This window comes from Candidatus Binatia bacterium, from assembly GCA_026415395.1.
Classification (GTDB): Bacteria; Desulfobacterota; Binatia; order HRBIN30; family HRBIN30; genus HRBIN30.
Genome location: JAOAHD010000015.1, coordinates 24,908 through 41,081, shown reverse-complemented (window position 1 = coordinate 41,081; position 16,174 = coordinate 24,908). Strand labels below are relative to the sequence as shown.

Here is a 16,174-nt window from a genome sequence, read left to right as displayed (position 1 = left end):
CGGCCTGCTGCCATGTTGGCGCGGGGACTGAATGCGCACGCAGTGGGTGCAGAAAAGCCCCTGCCTAATCGCACTTTCCCAAAATTTCTTCCACATGCGAACTCCGCTCATTCGGTCCGTGAGTTGCATGACGGATCGCCGGCGGCACGACGTCGGCTAGCAAACTCGAATATTGCGAGGAGGAATCATGCGGGGGAACCTGACGGCCGCGGTTGCAGGTGTTGTTGCCGGGCTCGGTCTGTCACTCGGGCCGGCTCGCGCGGTTACGTTGGATGGCGCGGAGATCCGGCCGTTACTCTCCGATCGCATCCGCGTCGAAGTGGTCGACTGGTTTCGGCCAGCTTTGGGACGCAGCAATGCCGGCGCGCAAAGCTATTCTTTTTACGGCAACCAACTGCGCTTTGGCGGTGAACTTACCCACGGCGGGCTACAGTTAGTTGCAGAGAGCCAGTACACCCAGCTTTTGGGCTTGCCGGACGATGCCAGCCTACCGGCGCCGGAGGGGAATTTAGGCCCAGGTGTCACGTACTTTGCCCATACGCAGCGCCGCAACCAAGGAGAGGTTTTTCTGAAGCGAGGCTTTATCGCTTTGCGCAACTGGTCAGCGTTGCCGGAATTGGGTGCCGCGCTCGGCCGCTTCGAGTACGGCGACGGCTTGGAAACTGTTCCCAAGGACGCCGCGCTCACATGGCTCAAAAAAGCTCGCATCGCGGAGCGCTTGGTCGGGCCGTTCGGGTACACCCACGTGACCCGCAGCTTCGACGGTGCGCGCGTGAGCTGGGATGAAGCGCGCTGGAACCTCACCGGTTTCGCTGCCCGCCCCACCCAGGGTGGTTTCGAGGTCAGTGCGAACCCCGAACTGCGAGACATTGCTGTGGCTGGCTTGGCTGCGACGGCTAAGGAGCAGCCCGAGCTGTTCCCGACCGATGCCCGTGTGTTCTGGCTTTACTACGAAGATCAGCGCGATCGACCAGTCAAAGTGGACAACCGACCTCGCGACCTCCGCGTAGCGGACAAAAAGGGCATCGGAATCCACACAGTTGGGGCACATGCACTGGGAATTGCCCCAGTTGGGCCAGGCAAGGCCGACGTCTTGGCGTGGTTCGCTGTGCAACGGGGCCGTTGGGGTGACCTCGACCATGCGGCTTGGGCGTGGTCTTTGGAGGGTGGCTACCAACTCCCCTCACTGCCTGCTGCGCCTTGGTTGCGTGTGGGGTACACGCAAACATCGGGTGACGACAACCCAAGCGATGGCGAGCATGGATCGTTTTTCCAGCTCTTGCCCACGGCGCGCGTGTACGCGCAGACACCATTTTTCAACCTCATGAATATCGAGGACTTGGTCGCCCAAGCCTTGCTGCGCCCGCACGCACAGGTGCTCGCTCGTGTCGACTACCACTGGTTGAGGGTCAATGATTCGGCCGACCTTTGGTATGCCGGCGGCGGTGCGAGCAATGCGCGGATTTTTGGTTTTTCCGGCACGCCGACCGGATCCCATCGGGAACTTGCGCACTTGGTCGATGCGAGCGTGAGCTAGCAGGTTCATTCCCGGGTGACAGCATACGCCTACTACGGCCACGCGTTCGGCCAGAGTGTGGTTGGCCGCACGTTTGCCGGCAAGGCACTCGACTTCGCGTACGTGGAGCTTACGGCTCGCTATAGAGGAGCTCTCTACCGCCGCTCTTCGTGCGTGATTGTTGCCCGTGCGAACCCGGCGGCGTGCACGAGACCGGGAGTGTGGAAGAATGCTCTCGGTACGCTTGTTGCTCGCCCGGGCCATAGCGCCGTTCGGTGCGGAGGGAGGTCTCGGCGATGATGGATCGCCGGCGATTTTTACAACTAGCGGCGATGGCTGGGCTTGGCAGTGCGCTCGCCCCGAAGGAATTGCTTGCCGGCTTGCGCATCTTGGCGCCCATCCGAGTGGGGAATCCGCTGGAATCGTATCCAAATCGCGATTGCGAGCGACTCTACCGCGAAATTTTTAGCCATGATGCTTCGTTTGTCTTCCTCTGTGCGCCAAACGACACCCACAACTGTTTATTGCGCGCGTTCGTGAAAAACGATGTAGTCGTGCGCATCGAGCCCACATACGGGTACTCGAAGGCGACCGATCTCGCCGGCAACCGTGCCTCGCCGCGATGGGATCCGCGCTGCTGCCAAAAGGGACTCGTGCTCGGCCGGCGTTTGTATGGAGACCGCCGCGTGCGCGGGGCCTTTGTCCGCAAAGGATTCAAAACCTGGGTCGAGCGCGGCTTCCCCCGCGATCCGAAGACTGGCCGCCCTCCGGCTGAGTTCATGCGCCGCGGATGGGATAGTTTCGTCAAGGTTTCGTACGAGGAGGCCTTTGCCTTGCACGCTCGCGCCTTGCTGAACATCGCGCAAACATACAGTGGCGAGGAGGGCAGGAAGAACCTCCTTGCTCAAGGCTACGAGCCCGCGATGGTCGAAGCCATGCAGGATGCTGGGCTGCGAACGCTGAAATTCCGCGGCAGGATGGCCAAGCTCGGGGCGACGCGAATTGTCGGCACCTACCGCATGGGCAACTTGATGGCGCTTTTGGACGCGCACGTGCGCAACGTTGGTCCCGACCAGGCCAAGGGCGGGAGCCTGTGGGACTCTTATTCCTGGCACACCGATTTGCCGCCCGGTCACCCGATGGTCCATGGCGACCAAACTTCGGACTTCGAGCTGTTCGATGCAGAAAACGCGGCTCTGCTGCTGGTTTGGAACATGAACTGGATCACGACCAAAATGCCCGACAGCCACTGGATGACCTACGCGGCAACGGGGAACCAAAGTCGTGGTGATTACCGTCGAGTACTCAGCCACTGCCAACAAAGGAGACGAGGTGCTGGTGATCCGTCCCGGAACGGATCCCGCTCTCGCCCTCGGGTTGGCTCACGTGATCGTGAAGGAGAAGTTGTACGATCCTGATTTTGTGCGGGAGTTTACGGAACCTGCCACGGCTCGTTCGCTTGGATACCCTCGAGCCCCTGTTGGCGCGCGACGTGTTTCCGAATTATCGCGAGTCGGAGCTCGCCAACTGGACCAAGGTCCTCCCCGAAGGAGAAAAACCGCCACCCACACCGGCGAAAACGGCATCCAAGTTCCCGCAGCGTTGCGCGGCGAATTTGCCGACTTCGTGGTGTGGGATATGAAGCGGAGCGGCCCCGCCGCAGTGTCATGCGACCACGTGGGCGAGCACTTCCGCACAACCGGCATCGAACCCGCCTTGGAAGGCACGCTCACTGTCCAGCTCGTCAACGGAGCCACGGTGGAAGTGCGCCCCGTGTTTGACCTGATGCGGTCGTATTTGCTCGAAACCATGACTCTGAAAACTGTGGAGAACATCACTTGGGCGCCGGCCGCCGCGGTCGAGATCCTGGCGCGGCAAATTGCCGCCAATCGTGGCAAGACGCTGTTCGCCATGGGTATGGGGCCCAATCAGTTCGTCAATAACGACTTGAAAGATCGTGCCGTCTTTCTGGTGGCCGCGCTCGCCGGCAACATCGGGCAACATGGAGGCAATGTCGGTTGGTACGCCGGCAACTACCGCACCACCATGCTCTCGGGTGTTCCACGATACGCGGCGGAAGATCCGTTCGATCCGCAACTCGATCCGGCGGGTCCGCCCCATGTGAAGGCGTTCACACGCTACAAATCGCTGCATTACTACGCCGCCGGCGAGCGCATCTTGCGCGAGGGCAACAAACAATTCACGACCGGCGCACACGTGCCCACGCCGACTAAGGCAATTTGGCTGAGCAATTCCAACTGGCAGATTGCCAACACCAAGTACCATTACGACGTCGTGTTCAACACGTTGCCGCGGCAAGAGTGTGTCGTGGTGAACGAATGGTGGTGGTCGGGCTCGTGTGAATACGCGGACATTGTTTACGGCGTCGAACACGAATCCTTTTCTTCAAGTGTTCCCGCGCACGCCCTTGAAGCGCACCTTTGCCACCATCAGTGACCTGGAGACTTATGCAGGCGTGTCCGAAGCCCTGGCCGATTTGACGGGGGACCGGCGCTTTGCCGACCATTGGAGATTCGTTCGCGCCAACAAAGTCGAAGTGTACTTGCAACGCATTTTGGACGGGAGTGCACCGACCAAAGGTTACCGCTTCGAAGATCTCGAGGCCCGCGCTGCTCAAGGCATTCCCGCACTGATGAACACGCGGACATATCCGCGCACGTTTTCGTGGGAGCAGGTCCACGGATCCAAACCCTGGTACACGCGCACGGGGCGGCTCGAGTTTTACCGTGGCAAGCCCGAGTTCATCGAGGCGGGAAAAACCTGATCGTCTACCGGGAGCCAGTGGATTCCACATTTTACGACCCCAATGTCATCGTTGCCCGGGCGCATCCTGCGATCCGGCCGAAGACCCCCGAAGACTATGGCTTCGATCGGGGTCGGCGCGACTGGTCAGCGCGGCAAGGCCGCAACGTCGTGGTTGCCCCCGAAGAGCTCTTACAAACGCAGCACCCCAACGTGCCGCTCGGCTTTCGCTATGTGTTCCACACGCCGAAGTATCGGCACGGCTCGCACACCACGGCGATCGACACGGACTTGATGTCGAACTTTTTCGGTCCGTTCGGCGACATGTACCGGCGCGATCAACGCTCGCCGCATGTGGGCGAGGCATACATTGACATCAACCCTGAAGATGCCCGGGAACTCGGGATCAACGATGGCGACTATGTTTGGGTCGACAGAGACCCAGCCGACAACCCTTTCCGCGGGTGGAATCAGTCTGGACGCGAAGCGGAGTACCATGTGGCGCGGCTGCTGTGCCGTGCCCGCTACTATCCGGGCACACCCCGGGGAATCACGCGGATGTGGCATAACGGCTGCATGGCCACACCCGGGTCGGTCAAAGGCCACGAAACGCGGCCGGACGGTTTAGCGAACAACCCGGAGACGAACTACCAGTCCTTCTTCCGTTACGGCTCGCACCAGTCGCTCACCCGTTCGTGGTTAAAGCCCACACACCAAACGAACTCGTTGATCACACGGAAGCTCTTCGGCCACAAGGTGACCAAAGGGTTCCAAGCGGACGTTCACTGTGTCACCGGTGAGCCTCGCGAAGCGATGTGTAAGATCACGAAAGCCGAAGATGGTGGCCTCGGAGCCAAGGGGCTATGGCGGCCGGTTGCCTTAGGCCTGCGCCCCACCAACGAAGGTCCGGCCCTGCAGCAGTACCTCCGCGGCGGTTTCGTTACCGTGCGGAAAGCCTGAGGAGGCGGCTATGGCGAAGGTATTCAATTGGCAAATTGGCCGGGAAATGGACTACCCCTTCGAGGGCCACCGGCCGCAGCGGCAGTTCGCGATGGCGTTCGACACCAAAAAGTGCATCGCTTGCCAAACCTGTACGGTGGCCTGCAAGATGACATGGACCCCTGGCCGCGACCAGGAGTACATGTACTGGAACAACGTGGAAACCAAGCCGTACGGCTACTACCCGCTCGGCTGGGATGTGCGCATTCTCGAGTCTCTGGGCCTGCAAGACATGACCGGCCCTGTATACACCGGAAAGACCTTGTTCGATGCGGCACCCACCGGTGAGGTGATTCTCGGTTACTTGCCCGAAGACATCGACTACGCTCACCCGAACATCGGCGAGGACGATTGCGCCGGCACCATGCCGCAAGGGGCCCACCTGCAACTCCCGCACATGCAGTGGATGTTTTACCTCCCCCGCATTTGCAACCATTGTACGTATCCGGCGTGTTTGGCAGCTTGCCCGCGGCAGTCGATTTACAAGCGGCCCGAAGACGGCATCGTTCTTCTCGACCAAAGCCGCTGCCGCGGGTACCGCGAATGTGTGCGTGGTTGTCCATACAAGAAGACGTATTTCAACGCGGTCACGCGCGTCAGCGAGAAATGCATCGGCTGTTACCCTGCCGTAGAACAAGGCCGGCAAACGCAATGTACTATCGCCTGCATCGGCAAGATTCGCCTCCAAGGCTTCCTCGGCAAGCACGACGCACCCGACGAAGATAATCCCATCGATTACCTCGTCTTTCTCCGCAAGCTCGCACTGCCGCTGTACCCGCAGTTCGGCCTCGAGCCCAACACTTATTACATTCCGCCTGTACACGTGCCGCCCGCATTCTTGCGGCAGATGTTTGGCTGGGGGTCGAGGACGCCATTGCCCTTTACCGTAAGGTGAAGAGGACAAAAAGCTGTTAGGAGCGTTGACGCTGTTTGGCGCAACGCCGCAAATCATCCATTACTTCCGCGTCGATGGCGACTGGGCCATCGGCTATACGGCGAGACGTAAAAAGAGCTCGTGCGCGTGCCCCTCCATGAACCTGTGCTCGTGCGCGATGTCTACGATCGTCAGCACGAGGCATACCGCACCAACATCACCTGAGCGGGAGGAGGCAGCCATGAAGCTTGCCCGGTGCAGGTATCTGGGTTTGATCATTTCGTTGCTGAGTCCTGAGGCTGCTTGGAGCCAACAGCCGGTCGAATTAGTGGCGGTGACCCTGTCGGGAACGGGACCCATGACCGACCCGGAGGCCCCATTTTGGCGCAGCGCCCCGGAGCTGGAGGTGAGAATGCTCCCGCAAACCATCCTCGTGCCGCAAGAGCCCTACGCCGCAGTGCGGCAGTTGCGGGTGCGTGCGGCCCACAATACCGCCTGGATTGCCTTTCCATGGAGTGGTCGGATCCGACCAAGTCGGACCGCATCGTGCTCCACAACTTCGGTGACCAGGTGGCGGTGGAGCTTCCGGTGGACCCGCATGGGCCGGCGACTTCGCCAATGATGGGCAATCCTGGTGGGCGCGTGAACATTATTCAGTGGCGGGCGGCCTTTCAGCACGACATCGATGATGGGCCACCGACGGTGCGGGACTTGTACCCGAACGCTTGGGCAGACGTATATCCTGATCAGGTGCTCGCGGCTGCTGATGCCCGCGCGTACACCGGCGCTCTGGGCGTGGAAAATCCGATTTCCCGCGCGGCTGCCTCGCCGGTGTTGGATCAAATGGCAGAAGGCTGGGGTACGATGACCGTGAAGCCCGATCAATACGCGGTTGGTCGCGGTGTGTGGAAGGACGGACGCTGGTCGGTCGTGATTGCGCGTCCGTTGATCTCGGATGACCTGGCGGGCCCGCGCTTGGTACGCGGCGACCGCACCGTTGTTGCCGTTGCCGTGTGGGAAGGCGGAAATCGAGAAGTCGGCTCGCGCAAGTCGTGGTCGACCTGGGTGCCGCTGGGGATTGGCAGCGCGGACACAGGTGCGACGAGCAAAACTCAAGGGCAGAAGCCATGAGTGCAGCAACGCAGACTGCCATCTTTGGACCGACCGTGTGCGGGTCGGCGAGCAAAGATGAGCTCGAGCAAACAGTGCAGCACCACCTACAGCGAGCGGCGGTTTACCGGCTTCTGGCGACAGCGTTGGTATACCCGAGCAAGGAGACGTTAGCGGACGTGCGTCGTTTGGCCTGGAGCCTTTCTGCATGAATGGCGGAGCTCTGCGAGCTGTTGCAAGCCGTGGGAGCAAGCGCGGAAGCATCGGAGACACCTGTGCTGGTAGCTGAGTACTTGCGGGTATTCGATCGCACATCGCCGTGCTCACCGCGCGAGGGTTCGTGGACGCAGCAAGCCGTTTCGGGGCGACCAGCGCTCATCGCTGATATTGCCGGCTTCTATGCTGCCTTTGGCGTGCAGCTTGGAAGCGCCCTCAGCGACACCGAGGACCGCATCGCCGCCGAGCTCGAGTTCTCAGCCTTTCTCGCGCTCAAACTGGCTTACGCTGCGGCTACCGGAGAGCAGCAAGGTGCGGAAGTGGTGCATGCTGCCCTGCGTTCGTTTTGGTGCGACCACGTGGGGCGTTTCGTCTTACCGTTTGCGCGTGCCTAAGAAAGCACGGCGACCGAAGAATTTTGCCGCTTGGTTGCTCGCCTGTTGCGCCAATGGAGCCAAGTGGAATGCGAGCGCTTGGGCGTTGAATTAAGCCAAAAAGCGGAGGTGGGCCCACCCAGCGCCGTGGAAGCGGATTTCGTGGTGTGCCCTTTTGCCAGTAGCTAATAGCGTCCGGCACCACGCGCTTTGCCGTTCTTGGCACGCCGCGGAACGCCTAGCGTAGGGGCGACGCATGCGTCGCCGGCGAGCCTTGTGTTGCGGTGATCGTCGGTTTAGGGCTCGAGCATGGTGTGGTCGCGCTTGCGCGAGGCCTTGTGGAACATCGTTGGGCCTGATGGCTTGGTGGAGCCGTACGCCGCCCGCAAGGTGTACGAATGCGACGGTTACACCCTGGAACGCGCGGTGCCGGAACTGGTCGTACTTCCCGGTTCGACAGCGGAGGCGTGTGCTGTGGTGCGCGCACTCCATCGCGCTGGAGTGCGCTTTGTACCGCGCGGGGCAGGCACCGGCCTCAGTGGAGGTTGCTTGCCGGTGGACGCTCCGGTGATGGTGGGAACTGGCCGCATGCGGCGCGTGCTGGAAATCGACGTGTTGAATCGGCGGGTGATGGTAGAAGCGGGTGTGGCGAATCTGGATGTCAGCCGTGCCGTGGCGGACCACGGCTTGCACTACGCCCCGGATCCATCCAGTCAAGCGGCGTGTTCCATCGGTGGCAACATTGCCGAGAACTCGGGCGGACCGCACACGCTCAAGTACGGTGTGACCACGAACCATGTGCTTGGCCTAGAGCTCGTACTGCCGGATGGTCAGCCGGTCTGGCTTGGTGGATGGGCCGATGATGTCCCCGGCTACGATCTGCGGGGCTTCGTCGTTGGGAGCGAAGGCACGTGCGGGTTGGTAACGCGCGCGATTCTGCGTCTGGTTAGCAACCCGCAAAGTTGGCACACGGCTTTGGCGGTCTTCCCGAGCGTGGCAGCTGCAACCAACGCCGTGTCCGCAATCATCGCGGCAGGGATTGTCCCCGCCGCTCTGGAGATGATGGATGGGCTGATCGTGCAAGCGGTGGAGCAAGCTTATGGCTTTGGTTTTCCCGCAGATGCGGGTGCGGTGTTGATCGTGGAATTGGATGGCCACCCTGCCAGCGTGCGCGCGGATGCGGAAGTCGTGGCGCGGCTTTGCGGCGAGGCAGGTGCCAATGCGATCCGCACCGCGCAGAGCGAGCGCGAACGAGCCGAACTGTGGAAGAGCCGCAAGCGTGCGTTCGGGGCCGTGGGCCGGCTCGCTCCCAACTACTGCACCCAAGATGGTGTGGTGCCCCGCACCCGCCTGCCTGAAATTTTGCAGCGCATCAGCGACATCGCGGCGCGCTACCGCCTGCGCATTGGCAACGTGTTCCACGCCGGCGACGGCAACATTCACCCCATCCTGCTGTTCGATGAGCGCAACCCCGACGAGGTCGAGCGGGTGCTGGCGGCAGGGCGTGAAATTTTGCAAGCGTGCGTGGAGCTTGGGGGCAGCATCACTGGGGAGCACGGGATTGGCGTGGAGAAGATCGAACAAATGCCTCTGTTGTTCACACCACACGATTTGCTTGTCATGCACAAGCTGCGGCGGGTCTTCGACCCAGAAGAGCGGTGCAATCCCGGGAAGATTTTTCCCAGCCCTGGCGGCTGCGTAGAAGTGAAGACTCCACGCCGCCAGGCACCGATGTGAGGGGCACGGGGTGGCAAAGCAGGAGCTGTTTCGTGAATTGGTTGCACGCCTGCCAGCGGACGCGTTATCTGCCGACTCAGCCTTCCGCCATCGTTTTGCTCTCGGTGGCCGGGTGCCGGAAGTTGTGGTGGTACCGAACTCCGAAGAGGAGGTGGTAGGAGCGCTGCAAGTGTGTGCGGAGCTCGGGGCGGCCGTCGTGCCGTGGGGGGAGGGTGCGCGGCAGCAACAAATGCCGGCCCCGTGGCGATACGACGTTGCCTTAGCGATGGGCCGCATGAACCGGGTGTTGGCTTACGAGCCGGACGACCTCACGGTCACCGTGCAAGCAGGGTGCACATTGGAGACGCTGGCAAGGTTGCTTGCACCCCGTCGGCAGTGGTTGCTCAACGACATTGCCTTGCCAGCGCAGAGCACCGTAGGTGGCGTGGTCGCGAGTGCGGTGGTGGCACTGACGCACTGTGCTCGGCTTTCGGCCCGTGATCTCTTGTTGGGGATCACCTTCGCGAGCGGTGAGGGCGCGCTTGTGCATGCGGGCGGGCGTGTGGTGAAAAATGTGGCTGGCTACGATTTGATGCGCTTGCTCACTGGTTCGTGGGGGACGCTTGGCGTGGTTACGCAAGCGACGTGGAAGGTCCTCCCACAGCCGCTTGCCTCAGCGACGTGGTGGGTCGAGTGCAGCTCGTTATCCGAGGCGTTGGATCGTGCCGGAGCTTGCGCTGCGGATCTGCCCGAACCCACGCGGCTGGCGGTGTTGCAACTTGCTGGCGGGCAGCTCGACAACGGTGGTATTGGAGTGCTCGTAGGATATGCAGGCGCACCGGAAGAAGTGGAGAGTGCGCGCGCTCGCTTATCGACGTGCATCGGGTACGCCTTGCCGGTGGTTACGGAAGCCCCAGCTCAGAAGATGTTGCGCGCGGTGCGGGACTTTCCCTTGGTGCCGCCTCGGGGCCGTTGGACGGCGGGGTTGCGTCTTGCGCTGCCGCCAGGAGCAGCTCTCGCAGTTGTGGGAGGCGCAGCCGCCGAACTCGAGCAAGCCGGAGCGAGCGTGTGCACCCTCCCGCAGCGCGGCACCGTGTACCTGCGCTTCGACCAGAACTACGAGCGGGGCGTCGCCCGGCTGTCGCTCGTTTTGGGAGAAATCTGCACCAGCGCGCGGGGCTGGCTCGTCCCCGATATTTGGCCAGCGGGTGCGCAGTGGAGCGCGCCAGAGCTTCCGCATTTGTTTTTGTCGCGGCGGGTCAAGGAAACGCTCGACCCTCGCGGGGTCCTGAGCCCGGGTCGCTACTGGGGGCATTGGTGACGGACGACCACGTGCTGGCGCAAACTCTGCAGGAGCACGTTCCGCTGTCGCGCCTGCTCGAGTGCGTGCACTGCGGCTTGTGTTTGCCCGCATGCCCGACCTACCTGGAGCTCGGGGACGAAGCAGACTCGCCGCGCGGCCGGATTCACCTGTTGCGCGATTTAATTGAAGGCCGACTGGCTTTGAGTGCGGAGTCGGTGCGTCACCTCGATCGCTGCCTCGGGTGCCTCGGCTGCGAGAGTGCCTGCCCGTCGGGGGTGCGCTACCGCGAGCTGATCGAAGGCGCGCGCATCGCCATCGAGAGAGCTTATCCCCGGCGCTGGTGGCAGCGGTGGCAACGGCGGCTGATTCTGGAAGTGTTCCCCTACCCCCGGCGCTTGGCCATCCTGTTGTGGCCGCTGCGCCTGGCTGATGCTTGCGGTTTGGGCAAGCTGGTACGCAGGCTCCCGTTGGCGGAACTGGTTCCGGGGCGCGAGCGTTTGCCGGACCGGAGCCCATCAGCTTTGTTGTCGGCTCGCGGAGCGAGGAGACACCGTGTGGCCGTGTTCCGCGGCTGCGTCGCTCGGGTGCTGTTTCCTCAGGTGGAGTTCGCTCTGGTGGATTTGTTGGTGCAGTGGGGATGCGAGGTCGTGATTCCGCCAGCGCAAGGTTGTTGCGGTGCCCTTGCCGCCCATCAAGGCGAGGCCGTACTGGCTCGGCAATTTTTCAGCCGCAACCTGGCGGCGTTCCAAGAGCCAGTAGAGGCCATTCTGGTCACCGCCGCAGGCTGTGGGGCTTTCCTGCGCAGCGCGGCGCATTGGGTCGATGGGAGTCAGGTCAGCGCGGCGCAGCAGTTTGCCGGGCTCGTGTGCGACGCGACGGAGTTTCTCGCTCGCTTGGATCTGCCACGCGCACCCCGACCGTTGGGTTGGAAGGTGGCGTACCACCATGCTTGCCATCTGGCGCATGCGCAAGGGATTCGCGAGGAACCGATGGCACTCCTCCGGCTTGCGGGCGTAGAGGTTGTCCCGCTCGAAGAAGCGGACGTTTGCTGCGGCAGCGCGGGGTCTTACAACTTGCTCGAGCCGAGGCTGGCGCGGCAGCTTGGTGCGCGGAAAGCGCGCCATCTTGTGGCCAGCGGTGCGGAGGTTGTGGCGGTGGCCAATCCGGGGTGCGCGCTGCAAATTCGCGCGGCCTTGCGGCGGGTAGGCAGCGAGATTCCAGTGCTCCATCCGGTGGAGATCCTCGCCGCCGCATATCGCGGCGTCACGGAGATCGAGGGTACCGGGGCCGACCGAAAGGGCGTCAGCAAAGGGTAGCCGCCTCGCCCCGAGTGCGGACGCGTAAATCTGGCCGATTGCAGCGAAGCGGTAGTTCTGCCTGCATGAGCAATCGAGCAGGGATGCGCGGGTAGCGCGTGCCACTAGCCAGCGGGCTACTCACTAAGTTCTACGGTTGCCGCTCCGACGATGTAAAAGGGACCACTGGACGGACCGGTTTCGACTCCGCGTTCAGCGAGTGACAGAGTGTCGATGCCCTCTCCATCGCGGGACACGATTCGCGTGGCAGAACTCGCGAGGTTGATCCGCCAGCGTGCTCGTTGCACCGACCAGAGCGCGGACACCTTCCCTCGTGGCGTATCGAACGTGAGCATGTACGTGCCTTGGCCAAATGAACGCAGTTGCTCCACCGTGCCCTCTCCCAGCAGGCGGCTCAGGGTCGAGACCGCGTAGTAGGCTGGCTTGGGAGTAAGATCGCTGAAAAGCAGGCCCCAATGGTGCTCGATATTCCCGGGCGAAGGGTTTGCGTCGTCGCGGTCCTTGAACCACACGCTCACGGGGACGCCGAGGTAGAAGTTGTACAACAGCATCCGGGCAGCGGACGTGGCTTGCTGGTCGAGTGAGACTGCGGGCAGGAAGTTGAAGCCCGTCGCCGGTGCGGAGGGATCGTACGTACTGTAACCCCACTCCCCGCTGTACACCGGACGTTGGAGATCGTGAGGCGACATAAGCTGGCGGATCCCAGCAATCTCGTCAGCAACCGATTCTGGAGGCCCAGCTCGGTAAAAATGCGCACTGATGCCATCCAGCAGCGGGAGGACGCTGAGAGCGAAAATCCCATCCAGGAAATCCAAGTGCGGGATGCCGCCGAGCAACGCGACCGCATCGGGAAACCCTGCGAACACGGCTCCTCCAATCACCGTGGCAGTCGGATCCGCCTGGCGGACCGCAGGAACAGTAGCGGCGATTAAACTGGCGTAGGCTGCCGGATCTGGTCCACGGCCTTCACCCCGCCAAAACGTTGGCAGGTTAGGCTCGTTCCAGATCTCCCAGAAAAAATGCCGGCCCCGATAGCGCGCGGCGGCCGCGCCCGCGTAGGCTGCGAAGGCGCGACGTCCCTCATCGGTCAACACCGCCCGGTCGGGACCGTACAAGCGATTGCCATAGGCGAGGATGAACCAAACCCGCAGTTGCTCGGCCGTCGCCGCCTCTACCAATTCGTCCGCCTCGGAAAAATCGTAGTTGCCGGGCTCGCGCTCAATCAGTGCCCAATCGAGATCATTGCGGAGGATTTTCACACCGGCGCGGCGGAGCAGCGCCAGCGCCGCGCGGTCGACGGAGCCGCGCGTGCCATAGTGGGTATTGACGGCGATTGTCTCCCCCAGTCGTGTGGCGGCGTCGAGCGCCGGAGGATCACTGTCCGCGCCGCAGGCGAATATGCAAATGCACACGGTGGCGATGAACGTGCAGCAGCGGTGCGCTCCGAAGGACTTCCTGGGCATGACTCACTCAGCCGCTAGCACGCCCTTCCCATCAATGGAAATCCTCTCGTTCGCGCGATGCCCAACGGAGGTGAGATGAGGACGCTGTGTTTATTGGCTTCGGTCGCAATATCGGGACCCGTGCGACGCTAGGCCGCATCATGTTGACCGATAACCGCGACCGGTGTGCCGGGCCAAAAGCACTGGTGCCGGTAGGTATTCTCAGGCAGTAGCGAGGAAGGACAGTGTCTTCGCTCGCTTAGGGAGAAATGGCTGCGCGCCCGGAAATTGCATGTTTTGCTTGCTGGCTATACTGGAGTGGTGCAGGACCCAGCGGAGAGGGATCTCCAGGTTAGTTCGAAAGATGGGGAGGGGGGAGCGAAATGCTGTTTTCGGTGATGGAATTCTGCGAAAAAGTCCAGCGCGACTTGCCCAGCCTTGTGAGCGAGCTGCAAGAGCGCACTGGGAGGGAGGGCCCCGAGGAACGTCGGGCTTGGGAGCAGTCGCTCCCGAAACTCGCTGGGATCCTACGTGGGGAACCAGAGCTCGGCGGGATACATGTGTTCTTCCCTGGGACAACTGCGGTCACGCTCGAGTATCGATTGCCTGCAGCTTCGGCTTGGTGCGATGCTGTTCTACTGGGGAAGCGTGAAACGCCGCAGGCGGTTATTGTCGAGTTAAAGGATTGGTCAACCTGGGGCGACCGACCAGGGCCTGCGCCCGGGCTCGTGCTGCATCGAGGGAACCTTTGCCTACACCCGTCCGAGCAAGTTCGAGGCTACGTGGAGTACTGCCGCTCTTTTCACTCCGCAGTTCAACAGTATGAGGCATCCGTCTCCGGCTGCGTTCTCTTCACCGAGGAGGATTACGTCAATCCGATCTACCAGAGCGCCCCGAACGATAGGTTGGTGCGTGAGTTTCCATGCTTTGCGGTGGCTCCGTACCCGCGCGCCTCGGAATTCGTTGGTTTTTTGCGCGGAATGCTGACGACTCCTTCCGAACAGTTTGCGATTGACTTTGTCCAGGGGACATATCGTCAGGTGCGGTCTTTTGTAGCTGCCATGGCGGAACAGCTCCTGAGCGCCAACGCCGCTCCGCTCGTGTTGTTGGACAAACAACAGTATGCCTTCATCCGCACGCGCGCCGTGGTGCAAGAAGCTCTGATCACTGGCAACAGGCCGGGGACAAAGCGGGTGATCATCATCGAGGGCCCGCCCGGGTCGGGGAAGTCAGTCATTGCAGCAAAGCTGTGGGCCACGTTTTTGCAAGAACGTTGGCGGGAAGGTGAAGTAGTTTTAGTGACTACCTCGACGAGCCAAACGACGAATTGGCGTGCTCTGTTGCGGCGGGCGACCGGAGTGAGCGCAGCTTCAGGAGTGGTGAAAGCTGCGAGCAGCTTTGTGCCTCTCTCGACGACTGAAGTGGGGCGGCAGCGCCGGCGGTACGGCGAAGGGTTTTTAAAATCGGCGGAAAAATGGCGAGAAAACCTGGAGCATCTGCGCAATTTAGGGGTGCCTTTTCAAGACGGCGCACGCGATGAGCAGTACGCCGTGTCCATCGTTGACGAAGCGCACGCGCTCATCAACCCCGAGCAGGTCGCTGGGCGCGGGCAATTCGGATTCGCCCCAACCCTGGGTCCGCTCGGATATCACATCATTCGCTGTTCGAAGGTGGCCATCTTTCTTTTGGATCCCTCACAAGGGTTCCGTGACCGGGAGAATACCTCGATTCCCGACCTGGAACGGTGGGCGAGAGAACTCGGAGCCTCGGTAACTCGCCTGAGTTTGGAAGACGCGCAGTTCCGCTGTGGTGGATCGAAGGACTATGTCGATTGGCTCGAATTGGTGCTTAGGGGAGGCGATCCGGCTGAGGCGCGGCGTCTAGCTTCTCGCTGGCGTCTAGCCTTGGATTTCCGCGTGTTCGATGACCCGGCGGAAATGGAAGAAGCGCTTCGAACGCGACAACAACACCACCGCTCGGTTCGCTTGCTGGCTAGCTACGCGCGGGAATGGAAAACACGCGACAACCCGCATCCGCATCGCCTGCCGCCTCACCAGCAGGATTTTGTCATCCCGTATGAGCGCGCAGGGAGACGGCACGTTTGGACGAAGATTTGGAATTACGTACCGCAGGCCACGCGCGATTACACGTGGTTTGTTCAGGGGCCACCGGGCTCTCCGATTCACGAAGACCCATTGTGTGAGGTGGGTTGCCCCTATGCTGTCCGTGGCTTCGACTTCGACTGGGTCGGTGTCTTGTGGCTGGGCGACGTAAAATTTCGTAGCGGAGGCTGGAGCGTGGATTTAAACCATGTCCACGAAACTGGTTTGAGCCGTAGCCTGAGCTTGGCACGGCGGCGGAATCAACCTGCACTCGACCAGCTCCGCTCTGCGCTGTTACAGGGTTACCGCATTCTCCTCACGCGTGGGATCTATGGGGTGTACTTGTGGTTCGAGGATGCGGAGACCCGTCGCTACTTTGAGGCGTGCTTGCAATGAAACCGGGAGGCTGCACCTCGACGGGGATTCTCGCGCTGTAAACCAGC

The 16,174-nt window shown here is 61.8% G+C and carries 12 protein-coding genes and 1 pseudogene; 12 read left to right on the top strand and 1 reads right to left on the bottom strand.

Annotated features, from left to right (window positions below):
- Positions 1–187 precede the first annotated feature (187 nt).
- From N3C12_11680 to N3C12_11630, 11 genes and pseudogenes are all read left to right on the top strand, one after another.
- Positions 188–1,537, top strand: a complete 1,350-nt coding sequence (locus N3C12_11680; protein MCX8073095.1) for an alginate export family protein — start codon at positions 188–190, stop codon at positions 1,535–1,537.
- Positions 1,538–2,800: 1,263 nt separating this feature from the next.
- Positions 2,801–3,973: a molybdopterin-dependent oxidoreductase gene (locus tag N3C12_11675; GenBank protein ID MCX8073094.1), complete on the top strand. Its 1,173-nt coding sequence runs from the start codon at positions 2,801–2,803 to the stop codon at positions 3,971–3,973.
- Positions 3,945–4,301, top strand: a complete 357-nt coding sequence (locus N3C12_11670) for a hypothetical protein (protein ID MCX8073093.1) — start codon at positions 3,945–3,947, stop codon at positions 4,299–4,301. Before N3C12_11675 ends, N3C12_11670 begins: the two co-directional genes overlap by 29 nt.
- Positions 4,302–4,318: 17 nt before the next feature.
- A complete protein-coding gene (locus tag N3C12_11665; protein ID MCX8073092.1) occupies positions 4,319–5,239 on the top strand; it encodes a hypothetical protein in 921 nt (306 codons plus the stop codon).
- 10 nt (positions 5,240–5,249) lie between these two features.
- A pseudogene (locus N3C12_11660) lies at positions 5,250–6,143 on the top strand (dehydrogenase).
- 519 nt (positions 6,144–6,662) lie between these two features.
- On the top strand, positions 6,663–7,283 hold the full coding sequence (locus N3C12_11655) for an ethylbenzene dehydrogenase-related protein (protein ID MCX8073091.1): 621 nt from the start codon (positions 6,663–6,665) through the stop codon (positions 7,281–7,283).
- Positions 7,280–7,474 carry a hypothetical protein gene (locus tag N3C12_11650; protein ID MCX8073090.1) on the top strand — a complete coding sequence of 65 codons (195 nt, stop codon included), beginning with the start codon at positions 7,280–7,282 and terminating at the stop codon, positions 7,472–7,474. Before N3C12_11655 ends, N3C12_11650 begins: the two co-directional genes overlap by 4 nt.
- Positions 7,475–7,873 carry a molecular chaperone TorD family protein gene (locus N3C12_11645; protein MCX8073089.1) on the top strand — a complete coding sequence of 133 codons (399 nt, stop codon included), beginning with the start codon at positions 7,475–7,477 and terminating at the stop codon, positions 7,871–7,873.
- Between the two features lie 288 nt (positions 7,874–8,161).
- On the top strand, positions 8,162–9,589 hold the full coding sequence (locus N3C12_11640; GenBank protein MCX8073088.1) for an FAD-binding protein: 1,428 nt from the start codon (positions 8,162–8,164) through the stop codon (positions 9,587–9,589).
- A gap of 10 nt (positions 9,590–9,599) precedes the next feature.
- On the top strand, positions 9,600–10,889 hold the full coding sequence (locus tag N3C12_11635) for an FAD-binding oxidoreductase (GenBank protein MCX8073087.1): 1,290 nt from the start codon (positions 9,600–9,602) through the stop codon (positions 10,887–10,889).
- Positions 10,886–12,187, top strand: coding sequence for a heterodisulfide reductase-related iron-sulfur binding cluster (locus tag N3C12_11630; protein ID MCX8073086.1), 1,302 nt, complete (start codon positions 10,886–10,888; stop codon positions 12,185–12,187). Before N3C12_11635 ends, N3C12_11630 begins: the two co-directional genes overlap by 4 nt.
- Positions 12,188–12,303: 116 nt before the next feature.
- Here N3C12_11630 and N3C12_11625 read toward each other — a convergent pair whose 3' ends face one another.
- Positions 12,304–13,650 (bottom strand): endo-1,4-beta-xylanase, encoded by a 1,347-nt coding sequence (locus N3C12_11625; GenBank protein ID MCX8073085.1) that lies wholly within the window; start codon positions 13,648–13,650, stop codon positions 12,304–12,306.
- 362 nt (positions 13,651–14,012) lie between these two features.
- Here N3C12_11625 and N3C12_11620 point away from each other — a divergent pair, with 362 nt between their 5' ends.
- The gene (locus tag N3C12_11620; protein ID MCX8073084.1) at positions 14,013–16,127 is read left to right on the top strand and encodes a DUF2075 domain-containing protein; all 2,115 of its coding nucleotides are present in this window, start codon (positions 14,013–14,015) and stop codon (positions 16,125–16,127) included.
- Positions 16,128–16,174: the final 47 nt, after the last annotated feature.

Coding starts and splice junctions, on each gene's coding strand:
- N3C12_11680 (MCX8073095.1), top strand. CDS start 188: ATGCGGGGGAACCTGACGGCCGCGGTTGCAGGTGTTGTTGCCGGGCTC.
- N3C12_11655 (MCX8073091.1), top strand. CDS start 6,663: ATGGAGTGGTCGGATCCGACCAAGTCGGACCGCATCGTGCTCCACAAC.
- N3C12_11650 (MCX8073090.1), top strand. CDS start 7,280: ATGAGTGCAGCAACGCAGACTGCCATCTTTGGACCGACCGTGTGCGGG.
- N3C12_11645 (MCX8073089.1), top strand. CDS start 7,475: ATGGCGGAGCTCTGCGAGCTGTTGCAAGCCGTGGGAGCAAGCGCGGAA.
- N3C12_11640 (MCX8073088.1), top strand. CDS start 8,162: ATGGTGTGGTCGCGCTTGCGCGAGGCCTTGTGGAACATCGTTGGGCCT.
- N3C12_11625 (MCX8073085.1), bottom strand. CDS start 13,650: ATGCCCAGGAAGTCCTTCGGAGCGCACCGCTGCTGCACGTTCATCGCC.
- N3C12_11620 (MCX8073084.1), top strand. CDS start 14,013: ATGCTGTTTTCGGTGATGGAATTCTGCGAAAAAGTCCAGCGCGACTTG.